Origin of the sequence: Rhodococcus sp. MTM3W5.2 (genome assembly GCF_001984015.1) — a bacterium.
Classification (GTDB): Bacteria; Actinomycetota; Actinomycetes; order Mycobacteriales; family Mycobacteriaceae; genus Rhodococcus_G; species Rhodococcus_G oryzae.
On sequence record NZ_CP019572.1, the window covers coordinates 1,489,973 to 1,504,335 of the forward strand.

The following is a 14,363-nucleotide window of genomic DNA, read 5'->3' on the forward strand; positions in this document are numbered from 1 at the left end:
TCCGAGGTGCGCGAGCTGTCCGAACTCTGGTCCCGGGCCCTCGAGGCCATCGGCCGGTGGGCCGCGGCGACCGGGTCGGCGCAGTTCACACCCTCGGACCTGCCGTTGGTGGCGTTGTCGCAGAACGAGATCGAGCGGTTCGAGGCGGAGTACCCGACCCTCGCGGACGTCTGGTCGCTGACACCGCTGCAGGAGGGCATGCTCTTCCACTCGATGCTGGCGCAGACCTCCACCTCGCTCGACGTCTACACCTCGCAGGTGGTGATCGAACTCGGCGGACTCGTCGACGCCGGCCGCCTGCGCGCGGCCGCTCAGGCACTGGTCGACCGGCACCCGAACCTGCGGGCCGGGTTCCGGCACGACGACGCGGGCAATGCCGTCCAGGTGATCGTGGACGGCGCGCCGGTTCAGTTCCGCGAGGTGGACCTCGGTCACCACGGTGACGAGGAGCGGCAGCGGGTCCTGGACGAGGACCGGCAGCGCCGGTTCGACATGTCCGAGCCCCCGCTGGTCCGGTTCAGTCTCGTCGGGCGTGCGGACGGCACGTACTCGCTGGCCATGACCAGCCATCACATCCTGGTCGACGGCTGGTCCATGCCGTTGCTCCTCAAGGACCTGATCGTGCTGTACGCGGCGCGCGGCGACGGATCGGTGCTGCCGCCGGTCCGTTCGTACCGGGACTTCCTCGAATGGCTGTCCACCCGCGACGCCGAGGCCTCGCTGGAGCAGTGGGCGGGCTCCATGCTCGGTGCCGAGGAGCCGACGTTGCTCGCGCCCGCGGACCGCGGACGCGAACAGTCCTCGCTCCCCGGCGAGGTCAGCCTGCACCTGTCGACCGAGCGCACCGGGGCGCTGTCGGGGCTCGCACGTGAGCTCGGCGTCACGCTCAACACCGTCGTGCAGATGGCGTGGGGCCTGGTGCTCTCGCGCCTGATCGGCCGCGACGACGTCGTGTTCGGTGCCACGGTGTCCGGGCGCCCGCCCGCGCTGGCCGGCGTGGAGTCGATGGTCGGCATGTTCATCAACACGCTGCCGGTGCACGTCAGCGTGGACCGGGCGGAGACGGTGACCGAGCTGTTGCTCCGGCTGCAGGGCGAGCAGTCGGATCTGCTCGAACACCACCACGTGGGCCTGCAGACGATCCAGCAGCGCACCGGCACCGGTTCCGTGTTCGACACCATCACCGTGTTCGAGTCCTACCCGGTCGACGCCGCGAGCGCGACCGCCGACGCGGACATCGACGGGATGCGTCTGCTCGGCGTCGGCGGTGTGGATGCGAACACCTTCCCGCTGTCGCTGTACATCGAGGCGGGCGATCGCCTGCAGTTGGACGCGAAGTTCCTGACCGACCTGTTCGCGCCCGACGAGGTCGAGTCGATCCTGGATCGGGTCGATCGGATCCTCGCGGCGATCGAGAGGAACCCGGCCGCGAAGGTCGGGGATCTCGACGTGCTCTCCGATGCGGAGTACGCCGAACTTGAACGCTGGAACGCGACCGATCACGAGATCCCGGCCGCGACCCTGGCCGACCTCTTCGATGCCCAGGTGGCGCGCACCCCGGATGCGGTGGCGCTGGTCTTCGAGGGCGAGGAACTGACCTACGCGCAGTTCGACGCGCGGGCAAACCGGTTGGCGCGGTACCTGATCGAGATGGGCGTTGGCCCGGAGTCGATGGTGGGCCTGGGAATCCGGCGGTCGCTCGACCTGATGATCGGCATGTACGCGATCGTCAAGGCGGGCGGCGCCTACGTCCCGATCGATCCCGACCATCCGGCCGAGCGCACCACCTATGTGCTGGAGACGGCCGACCCGGTGTGCGTGCTGAGCACAAGGCGTGACCGGATCGACGTCGACCCGCGTTTCGAGGTGCTCGAGATCGACCTGCTCGACACCTCGGCCTATGACGACGCCCCGGTGACCGACGCGGACCGGCGTGCGCCACTGCACCTGGACAACACGGCGTACGTGATGTTCACGTCGGGGTCGACCGGAAAGCCGAAGGGTGTCGTCCTGACACACCGGGCGATCGTGAACCAGCTGGTGTGGAAGCAGTCCGAGTACGGACTGGGTGCCGATGACGTGGTGCTGCAGCAGATCGCGATGACGTTCGACGTCTCGGTCTGGGAGTTCTTCTGGGCCCTGCAGAACGGTGCCCGCCTGGTGATCGCCAAGCCCGACGGACACAAGGACATGGAGTACCTGGCGGGGCTGATCGCCGGGCACGGGATCACCACGGCGACCTTCGTGCCGTCGCCGCTCGGCGTGTTCGTCGCGGTCGTCGACGCGCCGTCGCTGCGAACGCTCAAGCGGGCCTTCGTGATCGGCGAGGCGTTGCCGCCCGAGACGGCGGCACGATGGCGTGAGCTGACCGACGCGGGCCTGCACAACATGTACGGGCCCACCGAGGCGGCGGTCTCGGTGACCAACTGGGAGGCACGTCCGGAGGACACGGTCACGACGCCGATCGGCTTGCCGCAGTGGAACGTCCGGGTTCACGTGCTGGACGCGGGACTGCGGCCCACCCCGGCCGGAGTGGCGGGCGAGCTGTACTTGGCCGGCCCGCAGCTGGCGCGGGGATACCTGACCCGGCCGGGCATCACCTCGGACCGTTTCGTGGCGAACCCCTTCGGGGCCGAGGGCGACAGGATGTACCGCACCGGCGACCTGGTGCGGCGACGGGCGGACGGGGTCCTCGAGTACATCGGGCGCACCGACTTCCAGGTCAAGCTGCGCGGCCAGCGCATCGAGCTCGAGGAGATCGAGTCGGCGGTGCGGGGCTTCGACGGGGTGCGGCAGACCGCCGTCCTGGTGCAGTCCGACGAGCGCGGCGACCACCTTGTCGCCTACGTGGTCCCGCAGGACGGCGCCACGGTGGATCCGGACGAGCTGAAGCGGTACCTGGCGACGGTGCTACCGGTGTACATGGTGCCGAACGCGGTCGTCGGGCTCGACGAGTTCCCTCTCAACCCCAGCGGCAAGCTGGACCGCAAGCTGCTGCCGGTGCCCGAGTTCGAGGACACCGGCGAGTACCGGGCCCCGAGCACGGCCACCGAGGCCGCAGTGGCGGAGGTGCTCGCGGAGGTCCTCGAGATCGAGAAGGTGTCCGTGGACGCGTCCTTCTTCGATCTGGGCGGAAACTCGCTGACCGCGACCCGGGTGATGTCCAGGCTGACCGAGGTGCTCGGGGTCACGGTGCCGCTGCGGGCCGTGTTCCTCGACCCGACGGCCGAGGGCATCGCGGCGGCGATCGACGCGGAGTCCGGCGCGGAGGGCGCAGGCGGGACCGGGGCGGACATGTTCGACGTCCTGCTCCCGATCCGCGCCGCGGGTGAGCGGTCGCCGGTCTTCGCCGTGCACCCGGTGCTGGGCCTGTCGTGGGCGTACAGCGCCCTGGCCCCGGTGCTGGACGGTCAGACACCGGTCTACGGTCTGCAGTCGCCCGCCGCGTCGGGCGACGTCACGCTGCCGGACTCGATCGAGGAGATCGCGCACCGGTACGTGACGGAGATCCGGGCCGTTCAGCCGAGCGGGCCGTACCGGCTGCTGGGCTGGTCGCTCGGCGGCGTCATCGCGCACGCCATGGCCGTCGAGCTCCAGGCGGCGGGGGAGTCGGTCGAGCGGCTGATCATGCTCGACAGCTTCGCGGGCGAGGCGGCGGACGCACTCGGTGAGGGCGCGGCGGTGACGGCGGAGGAGATCCTCGGCGGCTTCGGTATCGCGGCGACGGCCGACCTAGATCCGTCGGAGGCCGGCATCGACGAGGTGCTGGACCTGATCCGGGCGTCCACCGGCGGTCCGCTGTCCGCGGTGTCCGAGGAGTGGCTGCGACAGATGGTCGCGTCGGCCACGAACTCGGCAGAACTGATGCGCCGCTACGTCCCCGGCCGCTTCGACGGCGACCTGGTGCTGTTCACCGCGGCGCAGGGCCGCCAGGACGACACCATCGCGGCGCGGTCCTGGGGCTCGGCGGTGTCGGGCACGGTCCGGCACCGGTCCGTGCACAGCACGCACTGGGCGATGATGAGCCCCGCCGCGCTCGAGGAGATGGCGCCGGTGCTCCGGGAACTGCTGGCCGGCCCGGTCGAGTAGCGACACGACACGAGAAAGGCCCCGCCCGTGAGGGCGGGGCCTTTCTCGTTGAGCTGGGGATCCAGGCGGGGCTACGAGGCCGGGTTGTGGGCGGCCCTCTGGTAGCCCTTGATGGCGGGGTAGGTGAACACCAGCACGGCCCCGATCGACCACAGTGCCGTCTTGATCAACGGCTCGGCGACCGGGCCGCCGAGGGTCAGGCCCTTCATCGTGTCGATCGCGCACGACATGGGCTGGTTCTCGACGAAATTCTGCAGCCACACCGGGTAGGCCGCGGTCGGTACGAACCCGGAATTGAAGAACATCAACAGGGTGCACAGCAGCGAGAGGAGCTCCACGAGCGGTGCCTTGGCCGCCATCACCGACAACATGGTGACCAGCGTCGCGAATCCCAGTCCCAGCAGGAGCGGGACGAACAGCATGCCGATGGCGGCGAGGGGTCCCTGGGTGAAGCGGAAACCGAGCGGAATGGCGACCAGCACGATCAGCACCGTGGTGATCATGATGCGGACCGACTCGGCGATCAGGCGGCTCACCAGGCCTGCCGCCCGGTGCATCGGCAGGATCCAGAAGCGTGCGAGCAGTCCGGTCTTCCATTCCTTCTTGAGGGACAGGCCACTGGCGATGCAGCCGAACATGGCGCCGACCAGCGTCATCATCGGGGCGGTGCCGAAGATGCTGTTCACTCCGGTCGCCTTGGTGATCGAGATCCCCAGCACGGCCCAGAACATCAGCATGGTGACGGCGGGGTAGATGACCGCCTGCAGGATGGTGAAGGGGTCGCGGAGCCAGCCGCGGAGCAGCCTGCCCGCCTGCAGCTTGCTGTGCTCGATGAGGGCGGGCCAGGAGGTCTCGGACGGCGGGTCGGTCACGACGGGGAAGCTGTGAGTGAGGGGGCCGGCCTCCCGGGTCTGCAGGTCGGTCATCCTCGCCTCACGTTCGCCCAGATCGACAGCGGGACCGAGACGAGCAGCAGTCCACCGATCCACAGCAGCGACGGCGTCAGCTGGTGCAGTGTGATGTGGCCCTCGGCCATCGAGCGCATCGAGACGGAGAACTGCGAGATCGGCTGGTTCCTGACGAAGCCCTGGGACCATTCGGGGAACTGCGATTCCGGGACGAACCCGCTCGAGAACATGCCGAGGATGAGCTGCGGGAGAGTCAGCGACTGGCTGGTGATCTCCGGGCTCTTGGTCAGGGTGCCGAGGGCATCGCCCGCCATCGCGAGCGTCATGCCGACGGCGAGCGCCAACGCACAGAAGCCAACGGCCAGCGACGTGCCGCCGACGAATTCGAACCCGATGACGTGGCCGTAGGTGACGGCGGCGATGAGGGATATCAGCGCATGGATGAACATCGCGGTCACCCGCGAGGCCAGCGGGACCGCGGAGAAGATCGGCATGGTCTGGAACCGCGCGTTCATACCGTTGGATGCCTCGGTCGCGGCGCGGCCTGCCGCCGAGATCGCGGTGAACGCCATCGCCTGCAGCACGATGATCGGCATCACGAACTGTGCGTAGTCGATGCCCTGGACCTTCATGACGAACTTCAGCGGCAGGTAGAAGCCGAGCGTGAAGATCAGGGGCGCCAGGACCGCGACGAAGAACTGGCCGTGCGACCACATGATGTGCACGTTGCGCCCGGACAGCGCCAGCCACTGCTGCATGCTGGACAGCTGCGGCTTGCGGTGCCGCCCGGTGCGTGCGATCACGACCGGGCTCGCGGCGACGGCGGTCACGACGCAACGCTCGCTTGCTCGGGTTCCTCGTCCTCGGCCCTCGTTCCTGTCAGTGCCAGGAACACGTCGTCGAGCGACGGTCGGCGCAGCGCGATGTCGGCGAGCGGGATCCGCGCGATGTCGAGCCGGCGCAGCACCTCGGCCAGGGTCTGCGCGCCGTACTGCGCGGGAATCGAGAGCCGGTCGTGTCCGGTCTCGGTGATGTACTCGGGCGGGACCAGGCTCATCAGCACATTGAAGACCCGGGGCAGATCCGCGAGCTGCACGGGCACGACCTCGCAGTAGCTGCCGCCGGTGCGCTCCTTGAGCTGGTCGGCGGTGCCCTCGGCGATCACGGTGCCCTTGTCGATGACCACGATGTTGTCGCTGAGGACGTCGGCCTCTTCGAGGTACTGCGTCGTCAGCAGGATGGTGATGCCCTGTGCCTTGAGGTCGGACACCAGCGACCACACGCCCTGACGGCTGCGCGGGTCGAGACCGGTGGACGGCTCGTCCAGGAAGACCACCTCGGGGCGGGTGACCAGCCCGCAGGCGATGTCGACGCGCCGCCGCATGCCGCCCGAGAACCCGGACACCTTCCGGTCCGCGGCGTAGCCCAGATCGAACTGGCGGAGCAGTTCCTCGGCGCGGGCCTTGGCGGACTGCTTGGTCAAGCCAAGGAGCCGCCCGAAGAGCACGAGGTTCTCTCGGGCGGTGAGTGATTCGTCCAGTGCCGCGTACTGACCGGTCGTCATGATGCTGCGTCGCACGGAGGCGGCCTGCTCGACCACGTCATGGCCGGCAACGAACGCGCGGCCCGAGTCGGGGCGCAGCAGCGTCGAGAGCACATTGACCGTGGTGGTCTTACCTGCGCCGTTCGGGCCCAGGATGCCGAGCACGGTCCCTCGGGGAACCTCGAAGCTGACGCCGCGCAACGCGTGTACGTCGCCGAACGACTTCGTGATTCCCTCGACCAGGACGGCAGAGTGGGGTGAAGGCATGCAGGCGAGTATGTCATGTGTCCACTTCGCGGGTGGTCGACAGCGCTGGATTCGTCACATGTTGGGGTCCGGTTTCCCGTCTCGCGGACTCGATGTCGCGGCGAGTTCGTCCGCCGCGGTGTGCAGCCGGTCGCCCACCTGGGGATTCTGCGTCTAAGTTAACAGCGAATCGACATATATCGACACCTATCCGATTTCGAGTACTGCTGTTGACCAGTAGTTTCGATCGAAACTCTGGAAGGTATGGTGAACAGCGCGGCGCTGTGGTTGCATGACGACCATGACTCGACGGGCGGCAGTGACAATCAGGGATCTGGCGGGCGAGGGGATCATGCTCGCGGCGGGCGGGCGGGCGATCCTGCTCCAGGTGGCGAATCGTGGCGTCGGTCACGGGGTCGCGGACCATAGTGATTTCGCCTATCGGGCAGTCGACAGGCTGCGGACGACGATGACCTATATATATGCAGTCGTCTACGGCACCGACGAGGAACGCGCGGCCGTCATCAGGATGGTCAACAAGGCGCACGCCAAGGTGCGCTCGGATGACTACAACGCATTCGATCCACAGCTCCAGCTGTGGGTGGCCGCCACCCTCTACGAGAGCGCCGTCACCCTGTACGAACGCGTCTTCGGCACGCTCGACGACGCCAATGCCGACGCCCTGTACCGCGAGTACGCGATCCTGGGCACCGCGCTGCAGGTGCCGGACGGACTCTGGCCGCGCGATCGTGCCGAATTCGCCGCGTACTGGAAACAGCAGATCGACGGTGCCGAGGTGGACGCGAAGGTCCGGGCAGTCTCGAGGGACCTCTTCCACCCGGTCAGGGCGCCGTTCCTCATTCGCGCGAATCTGCCCGCGTATCGGTGGCTCACGACGGGGCTGCTGCCCGAGCGATTGCGGCAGCAGTTCGAGCTGCCATGGAACGAGCGGGACCAGCGCAGGTTCGATCGGGTGATGACGCTCGCTTCCCGGGTCTATCCCCGCATCCCCAGGGTGATCCGACATGCACCCAGGTCCGTCTATCTCTGGGACATGCGTAGGCGGCTGCGCTCGCGGGGCTCGCTCGCGGCCTGAGGGGCGCAGCCGCCCGCGGCTACTTCGGGCTGACCCAGATGGTGATGTCCGCGTGCACCACCTCGGTGCCTGCCTTGTCGTAGAGCGCGACGGACACCACGAGGTCCGTGCCGGAGGTGATCTCGGCGAAGTCCGGCAGGTCCGGCACCGTCGCCACGGCGCGCAGCCCGGTGTCGGCCTTGGCGAGGTACCGGGTGTTCATCGACTTCGGGATCCATCGGTGGGAGGTGGGCACCGTTGCCTCCGCGAGCATGCCCATGGCCGCCTCGGCGAGGTTGCACGCGGCGATGGCGTGGAAGGTGCCGATGTGGTTGTGCACCCCCCACCACTTGGGCGCCCTCGCCTCGCAGAGTCCCGGCTCGAGACGGGTGACGTGGGGGAGCACTGTCGCGAAGTAGGGCACCCGCAGGCACATGCCCAGCGAGAACAGCGTCGAGCCGATGCGGTTTCGGGGGAGCTTGAGCCAGCCGCGGTAGGTGGGTGTCTGAATCGTCATGGGCGCTATCTTACTTTGGAGTAAGTTCTATCGCGTCCGGCCGCCCCGGATCGGATTTGAACTCCTGGCCTGTCTGCGGCATACTGTTCGGGTTGCCTAGACCCCGGTCGTGTTCCACTGCGTCTGGCGGCGGGCGAGAGATGACCGAAGCTCCGGCAGTCAGTGCGGGGCCGAGGCCAATGCAGGACGGAAGCAGTACCTGCGCTCACTTGCGAGCGCATCCGGTATTCATGTTCAGGGGACAATTGTGCCTTGAGTGTGAGAGGTAGGGCGACACGCCCGACCGCGTGTACCGGAGAACCATGACAGATGAACAGCGGCAGCGGATCGGGTACTTGCCCGGTCGCCAACGTTCGGACAGTCATGGGCAAGGCAGGAACTGTGCAAACGAGGTAGCCCATGACGGGTCTACACGAACGAGGTAGCCCCCAGGGTCTACAAGGGCCTAATTCATAACGGGCAAGGAAGAGGACACAAGCGTGGCGGGACAGAAGATCCGCATCAGGCTCAAGGCCTACGACCATGAGGCGATCGATGCGTCAGCGCGCAAGATCGTCGAGACGGTGACCCGTACCGGGGCCCGTGTCGTTGGACCGGTGCCGTTGCCGACTGAAAAGAACGTGTACTGCGTCATCCGCTCGCCGCACAAGTACAAGGACTCGCGCGAGCACTTCGAGATGCGTACCCACAAGCGGCTGATTGACATCCTCGACCCGACGCCCAAGACAGTCGACGCGCTCATGCGCATCGATCTGCCGGCCAGCGTTGATGTCAACATCCAGTGAGCGCGGCGGAGACAAAAACAATGACTGAGAACAAGATCAAGGGAATCCTGGGCACCAAGCTCGGCATGACCCAGGTCTTCGACGAGAACAACCGGGTCGTCCCGGTCACCGTCGTGAAGGCCGGACCGAACGTGGTCACCCAGATTCGTACCGAGGAGCGCGACGGCTACAGCGCCGTGCAGCTCGCGTTCGGTGCGATCGACCCGCGCAAGGTCAACAAGCCGGAGTCCGGCCAGTTCGCCAAGGCCGGTGTGACCCCCGTCGCCACGTCGTGGAGCTCCGCGTTGCGGATGCCTCCGAGTACGAGGTCGGCCAGGAGCTCACCGCCGAGGTCTTCGAGGACGGCGCCTACGTCGACGTCACCGGAACCAGCAAGGGCAAGGGCTTCGCCGGAACCATGAAGCGGCACGGCTTCGCCGGCCAGGGCGCCTCTCACGGCGCGCAGGCCGTGCACCGTCGCCCGGGTTCGATCGGTGGCTGCGCCACTCCCGGCCGCGTGTTCAAGGGCATGCGCATGTCGGGCCGCATGGGTAGCGACCGCATCACGACGCAGAACCTCTCGGTCCACAAGGTGGACGCCGAGAACGGTCTGCTTCTCATCAAGGGTGCGATCCCGGGCCGCAAGGGTGGTCTCGTGATCGTCAAGACCGCAGTGAAGGGTGGTGCGTCCGCATGACCGAGACCGCAACCAAGCTGACCCTCGACGTCAAGGCCGCCGGTGGCAAGACCAACGGCACCGTCGATCTCCCCGCTGAGATCTTCGACGTCACGGCCAACATCGCGCTGATGCACCAGGTCGTCGTCGCGCAGCTCGCCGCTGCACGTCAGGGCACGCACTCCACCAAGACCCGCGGCGAGGTTCGCGGCGGTGGCAAGAAGCCGTGGCGTCAGAAGGGCACCGGCCGCGCCCGTCAGGGCTCGACCCGCGCCCCGCAGTTCGCCGGTGGTGGCGTCGTCCACGGCCCGCAGCCGCGTGACTACAGCCAGCGGACCCCCAAGAAGATGAAGGCAGCCGCTCTGCGCGGTGCCCTCTCCGATCGGGCGCGCAACGAGCGCATCCACGTGATCACCGAACTGGTGTCGGGTCAGACCCCGTCCACCAAGGGCGCGAAGTCGTTCCTCGGCGAGATCTCGGATCGCAAGAAGCTTCTGCTCGTCGTCGGGCGTGCAGACATCGCGGCATGGAAGAGCGTGCAGAACCTGGAAGGCGTGCACCCCATCGCACCCGACCAGCTCAACACGTACGACGTGCTCAACAGCGATGACATTGTGTTCAGCGTCGAGGCGCTCAACGCGTTCATCCACGGGCCGGCCGAGTCCGCCCAGGCAGACAGCAAGGAGGAGAGCAAGTGAGCACTATCGCTGATCCCCGCGACATCTTGCTGGCCCCGGTCATCTCCGAGAAGTCCTACGGACTGATCGAGGAAGGCACCTACACCTTCCTGGTGCACCCGGACTCGAACAAGACGCAGATCAAGATTGCCGTCGAGAAGGTCTTCGGCGTCACTGTGACGAGTGTCAACACCGCCAACCGTCAGGGCAAGCGCAAGCGGACGAAGTTCGGTTACGGCAAGCGCAAGGACACCAAGCGCGCGCTCGTCACCCTCTCCGCAGACAGCAAGCCCATCGAGATCTTCGGAGGACCGGTCGCGTAAGCGGGCGGGACTTGACGAGACATAGAGGACGAGAAGACTCATGGCAATCCGTAAGTACAAGCCGACTACCCCGGGCCGTCGTGGCTCGAGCGTCTCGGACTTCGCCGAGATCACTCGGTCGACTCCCGAGAAGTCGCTTATCCGCCCGCTGCACGGTCGCGGTGGACGTAACGCCCACGGTCGTATCACCACCCGTCACAAGGGTGGCGGTCACAAGCGCGCCTACCGGCTGATCGATTTCCGTCGCAACGACAAGGACGGCGTGCCGGCCAAGGTCGCTCACATCGAGTACGACCCCAACCGCACGGCGAACATCGCCCTGCTGCACTACGCCGACGGCGAGAAGCGCTACATCATCGCGCCGAAGGACCTCAAGCAGGGCGCGAAGGTCGAGTCCGGTGTCGGAGCCGACATCAAGCCGGGCAACAACCTGCCGCTGCGCAACATCCCGACCGGTACCACCATCCACGCGGTGGAGCTGCGTCCGGGCGGCGGCGCCAAGATGGCCCGCTCCGCAGGCGCCAGCATCCAGCTGCTTGGCAAGGAAGGCCCCTACGCGACCCTGCGTATGCCCTCCGGTGAGATCCGTCGCGTCGACGTGCGCTGCCGCGCATCGGTCGGCGAGGTCGGCAACGCCGAGCAGTCGAACATCAACTGGGGCAAGGCCGGCCGTATGCGCTGGAAGGGCAAGCGCCCGACCGTCCGTGGTGTCGTGATGAACCCGGTCGACCACCCGCATGGTGGTGGCGAGGGCAAGACCTCCGGTGGTCGCCACCCGGTCAGCCCGTGGGGACAGCCTGAGGGCCGCACCCGCAAGCCCAACAAGCCGAGCGACAAGCTCATCGTCCGCCGCCGCCGTACCGGCAAGAACAAGCGCTAGGAGGGAGTTCAGAATGCCACGCAGCCTGAAGAAGGGCCCGTTCGTCGATGACCACCTCCTCGCGAAGGTGGATGTGCAGAACGAGAAGGGAACCAAGCAGGTCATCAAGACCTGGTCCCGTCGTTCCACGATCATCCCGGACTTCATCGGACACACGTTTGCGGTCCACGACGGCCGTAAGCACGTCCCCGTGTTCGTCTCCGACTCGATGGTCGGACACAAGCTCGGAGAGTTTGCACCGACCCGCACGTTCAAGGGTCACATCAAGGATGATCGGAAGGCGAAGAGGCGATGAGTAACACCGAAACCGCCAACCCGACCGCCAAGGCCGTCGCGCGCCACGTGCGTGTGACGCCGATGAAGGCGCGTCGCGTTGTGGATCTGGTTCGCGGGCGTTCCGTCGAGGACGCGCTGTCGATCCTGAAGTTCGCGCCGCAGGCAGCGAGCGAGCCGGTCGCCAAGGTGATCGCCTCCGCAGCGGCCAACGCCGAGAACAACCTCGACCTGGACCCGAGCACGCTTGTCGTCGCCACGGCGTTCGTGGACGAGGGTGCGACCCTCAAGCGGTTCCAGCCGCGTGCACAGGGCCGTGCGTTCCGGATCCGCAAGCGCACTAGCCACATCACCGTGATCGTGGAGAGCCTGCCCAAGGCCGGCACCTCGACCCGCAATCGCCGGAAGGGAAGTGCTCAGTAGTGGGCCAGAAAATCAACCCGCACGGCTTCCGCCTCGGCATCACCACCGACTGGAAGTCTCGCTGGTACGCAGACAAGCAGTACGCGGAGTACGTCAAGGAAGACGTCGCCATCCGCAAGCTCCTCGCCACCGGCATGGAGCGGGCCGGCATCGCGAAGGTGGAGATCGAGCGCACCCGTGACCGGGTTCGCGTCGACATCCACACCGCGCGTCCGGGCATCGTCATCGGCCGCCGCGGCGCCGAGGCCGATCGCATCCGCGCCGAGCTGGAGAAGCTGACCGGCAAGCAGGTGCAGCTCAACATCCTCGAGGTCAAGAACGCTGAGGCCGAGGCCCAGCTCGTGGCCCAGGGTGTTGCGGAGCAGCTGTCGAACCGCGTTGCCTTCCGTCGCGCCATGCGCAAGGCCATCCAGTCGGCCATGCGTCAGCCGAACGTCAAGGGCATCCGGGTGCAGTGCTCGGGCCGTCTCGGCGGCGCCGAGATGTCCCGCTCGGAGTTCTACCGCGAGGGTCGGGTTCCGCTGCACACGCTGCGTGCGGACATCGACTACGGGCTCTACGAGGCCAAGACCACCTTCGGCCGCATCGGCGTGAAGGTCTGGATCTACAAGGGCGACATCGTCGGCGGCAAGCGTGAAGCCATCGCCAGCGCTGCAGCCCCGGCAGGCGATCGCCCCCGTCGCGAGCGTCCGAGCCGTCCGCGTCGCTCCGGTGCCTCGGGCACCACGGCGACCAGCACCGAGGCCGGCCGCGCTGCGACCGCCACCGCAGAAGCTCCGGCTTCGACCGAGACGAATCAGGAGGGCTGACGCATGTTGATCCCCCGTCGGGTCAAGCACCGCAAGCAGCACCACCCGAGCCGTTCGGGTGCCGCCAAGGGCGGAACCCAGGTGACCTTCGGTGACTACGGCATCCAGGCTCTCGAGCCCGCCTACATCACCAACCGTCAGATCGAGTCCGCTCGTATCGCCATGACGCGCCACATCAAGCGTGGCGGCAAGATCTGGATCAACATCTTCCCGGATCGCCCGCTCACGAAGAAGCCGGCCGAGACCCGAATGGGTTCCGGTAAGGGTTCGCCCGAGTGGTGGGTCGCGAACATCAAGCCCGGTCGGGTCATGTTCGAGATGACTTACCCCAACGAGGAGATTGCTCGCGAGGCCCTGCGTCGCGCGATGCACAAGCTCCCGTGCAAGTGCAGGATCGTCACGAGGGAGGAGCAGTTCTGATGGCTACTGGAACCCCAGCCGCAGAGCTCCGTGAGCTCAGCGAAGAAGAGTTGGTCACCCGGCTCCGCGAGTCGAAGGAAGAGCTGTTCAACCTTCGCTTCCAGATGGCGACCGGTCAGTTGGACAACAACCGTCGTCTGCGCGTTGTCCGCCACGAGATCGCGCGCGTCTACACCGTCATGCGCGAGCGTGAGCTCGGCCTCGCAGCCGCCCCGAGTGCGGGAGACGCGGCATGAGTGAGAACGAGAAGGACACCGCAGTGACTGAAGAGCGTGGGACCCGCAAGGTCCGCATCGGCTACGTCGTCTCCGACAAGATGGAGAAGACGATCGTTGTCGAGCTCGAGGATCGTGTGAAGCACCCGCTGTACGGCAAGATCATCCGCCGTACCACCAAGGTGAAGGCGCACGACGAGAACGGCATCGCCGGCATCGGCGACCGCGTCCAGCTCATGGAGACCCGACCGCTGTCGGCGACCAAGCGCTGGCGTCTGGTCGAGGTGCTCGAGAAGGCCAAGTAAGAAGAGCACTACACCGAAACGGCCCGTCCCCGGTTGGGGGCGGGCCGTTTTGTGTGTGCAACCAGCGGGGGAGTGCACAACCACAATCGACGCCGATAGCGCGCGATTTGGATTCCCTCGGCGTGTTCCCTACACTAGAGCGGTTGCCTATGCCTCCGCATGCCCGCATGTGGGTACGGCTGGGTAACAGACCGCGCGCATCGGGTCGGTAATCCGGTGC

16 protein-coding genes and 1 pseudogene are annotated in these 14,363 nt (G+C 67.0%); 13 read left to right on the forward strand and 4 right to left on the reverse strand.

Going from position 1 to position 14,363, the window contains the following annotated elements; genetic code table 11:
- The first annotated feature begins 6 nt into the window (after positions 1-6).
- A complete protein-coding gene (locus tag BTZ20_RS06750) occupies positions 7-4,089 on the forward strand; it encodes a non-ribosomal peptide synthetase (protein ID WP_077040832.1) in 4,083 nt (1,360 codons plus the stop codon).
- A gap of 71 nt (positions 4,090-4,160) precedes the next feature.
- Here BTZ20_RS06750 and BTZ20_RS06755 read toward each other — a convergent pair whose 3' ends face one another.
- Genes BTZ20_RS06755 through BTZ20_RS06765 form a run of 3 tightly spaced genes read right to left on the reverse strand, consistent with a single transcriptional unit; the run spans position 4,161 to position 6,807 of the window.
- Complete coding sequence (locus BTZ20_RS06755) at positions 4,161-5,015, reverse strand: ABC transporter permease (RefSeq protein ID WP_077040833.1); 855 nt, start codon at positions 5,013-5,015, stop codon at positions 4,161-4,163.
- Positions 5,012-5,827: an ABC transporter permease gene (locus BTZ20_RS06760; RefSeq protein ID WP_077040834.1), complete on the reverse strand. Its 816-nt coding sequence runs from the start codon at positions 5,825-5,827 to the stop codon at positions 5,012-5,014. The genes BTZ20_RS06755 and BTZ20_RS06760 overlap by 4 nt, the downstream gene beginning before the upstream one ends.
- A complete protein-coding gene (locus BTZ20_RS06765) occupies positions 5,824-6,807 on the reverse strand; it encodes an ATP-binding cassette domain-containing protein (protein WP_077040835.1) in 984 nt (327 codons plus the stop codon). The genes BTZ20_RS06760 and BTZ20_RS06765 overlap by 4 nt, the downstream gene beginning before the upstream one ends.
- Positions 6,808-7,105: 298 nt before the next feature.
- Here BTZ20_RS06765 and BTZ20_RS06770 point away from each other — a divergent pair, with 298 nt between their 5' ends.
- A complete protein-coding gene (locus BTZ20_RS06770) occupies positions 7,106-7,882 on the forward strand; it encodes an oxygenase MpaB family protein (protein ID WP_223263659.1) in 777 nt (258 codons plus the stop codon).
- Between the two features lie 19 nt (positions 7,883-7,901).
- Here the strand turns inward: BTZ20_RS06770 and BTZ20_RS06775 are convergent, their stop codons facing one another.
- Positions 7,902-8,378, reverse strand: coding sequence for a hotdog fold domain-containing protein (locus tag BTZ20_RS06775; protein WP_077040836.1), 477 nt, complete (start codon positions 8,376-8,378; stop codon positions 7,902-7,904).
- 479 nt (positions 8,379-8,857) lie between these two features.
- On the opposite strand from BTZ20_RS06775, the gene rpsJ reads away from it, so the two are divergent.
- From rpsJ to rpsQ, 11 genes and pseudogenes are all read left to right on the forward strand, one after another.
- Positions 8,858-9,163, forward strand: a complete 306-nt coding sequence (gene rpsJ, locus BTZ20_RS06780) for a 30S ribosomal protein S10 (RefSeq protein WP_003938093.1) — start codon at positions 8,858-8,860, stop codon at positions 9,161-9,163.
- Positions 9,164-9,183: 20 nt separating this feature from the next.
- A pseudogene (gene rplC, locus BTZ20_RS06785) lies at positions 9,184-9,839 on the forward strand (50S ribosomal protein L3).
- Entirely contained in the window at positions 9,836-10,516 is a 681-nt protein-coding gene (gene rplD / locus BTZ20_RS06790; RefSeq protein ID WP_077040837.1) for a 50S ribosomal protein L4, read from the forward strand. The pseudogene rplC and the gene rplD overlap by 4 nt, the downstream one beginning before the upstream one ends.
- A complete protein-coding gene (gene rplW / locus BTZ20_RS06795; RefSeq protein ID WP_056818486.1) occupies positions 10,513-10,818 on the forward strand; it encodes a 50S ribosomal protein L23 in 306 nt (101 codons plus the stop codon). Before rplD ends, rplW begins: the two co-directional genes overlap by 4 nt.
- Positions 10,819-10,858: 40 nt before the next feature.
- Positions 10,859-11,698, forward strand: coding sequence for a 50S ribosomal protein L2 (gene rplB, locus BTZ20_RS06800; RefSeq protein WP_077040838.1), 840 nt, complete (start codon positions 10,859-10,861; stop codon positions 11,696-11,698).
- A 13-nt stretch (positions 11,699-11,711) separates the two neighbouring features.
- On the forward strand, positions 11,712-11,993 hold the full coding sequence (gene rpsS, locus BTZ20_RS06805) for a 30S ribosomal protein S19 (protein WP_003940820.1): 282 nt from the start codon (positions 11,712-11,714) through the stop codon (positions 11,991-11,993).
- Entirely contained in the window at positions 11,990-12,394 is a 405-nt protein-coding gene (gene rplV, locus BTZ20_RS06810; RefSeq protein ID WP_027503154.1) for a 50S ribosomal protein L22, read from the forward strand. Before rpsS ends, rplV begins: the two co-directional genes overlap by 4 nt.
- Positions 12,394-13,203, forward strand: coding sequence for a 30S ribosomal protein S3 (rpsC, locus tag BTZ20_RS06815; RefSeq protein ID WP_077040839.1), 810 nt, complete (start codon positions 12,394-12,396; stop codon positions 13,201-13,203). Before rplV ends, rpsC begins: the two co-directional genes overlap by 1 nt.
- A 3-nt stretch (positions 13,204-13,206) precedes the next feature.
- Complete coding sequence (rplP, locus tag BTZ20_RS06820; RefSeq protein ID WP_027503156.1) at positions 13,207-13,623, forward strand: 50S ribosomal protein L16; 417 nt, start codon at positions 13,207-13,209, stop codon at positions 13,621-13,623.
- Complete coding sequence (gene rpmC / locus BTZ20_RS06825) at positions 13,623-13,859, forward strand: 50S ribosomal protein L29 (RefSeq protein ID WP_077040840.1); 237 nt, start codon at positions 13,623-13,625, stop codon at positions 13,857-13,859. Before rplP ends, rpmC begins: the two co-directional genes overlap by 1 nt.
- A complete protein-coding gene (gene rpsQ, locus BTZ20_RS06830; protein WP_077040841.1) occupies positions 13,856-14,143 on the forward strand; it encodes a 30S ribosomal protein S17 in 288 nt (95 codons plus the stop codon). The genes rpmC and rpsQ overlap by 4 nt, the downstream gene beginning before the upstream one ends.
- The last annotated feature ends 220 nt before the right edge of the window (positions 14,144-14,363 follow it).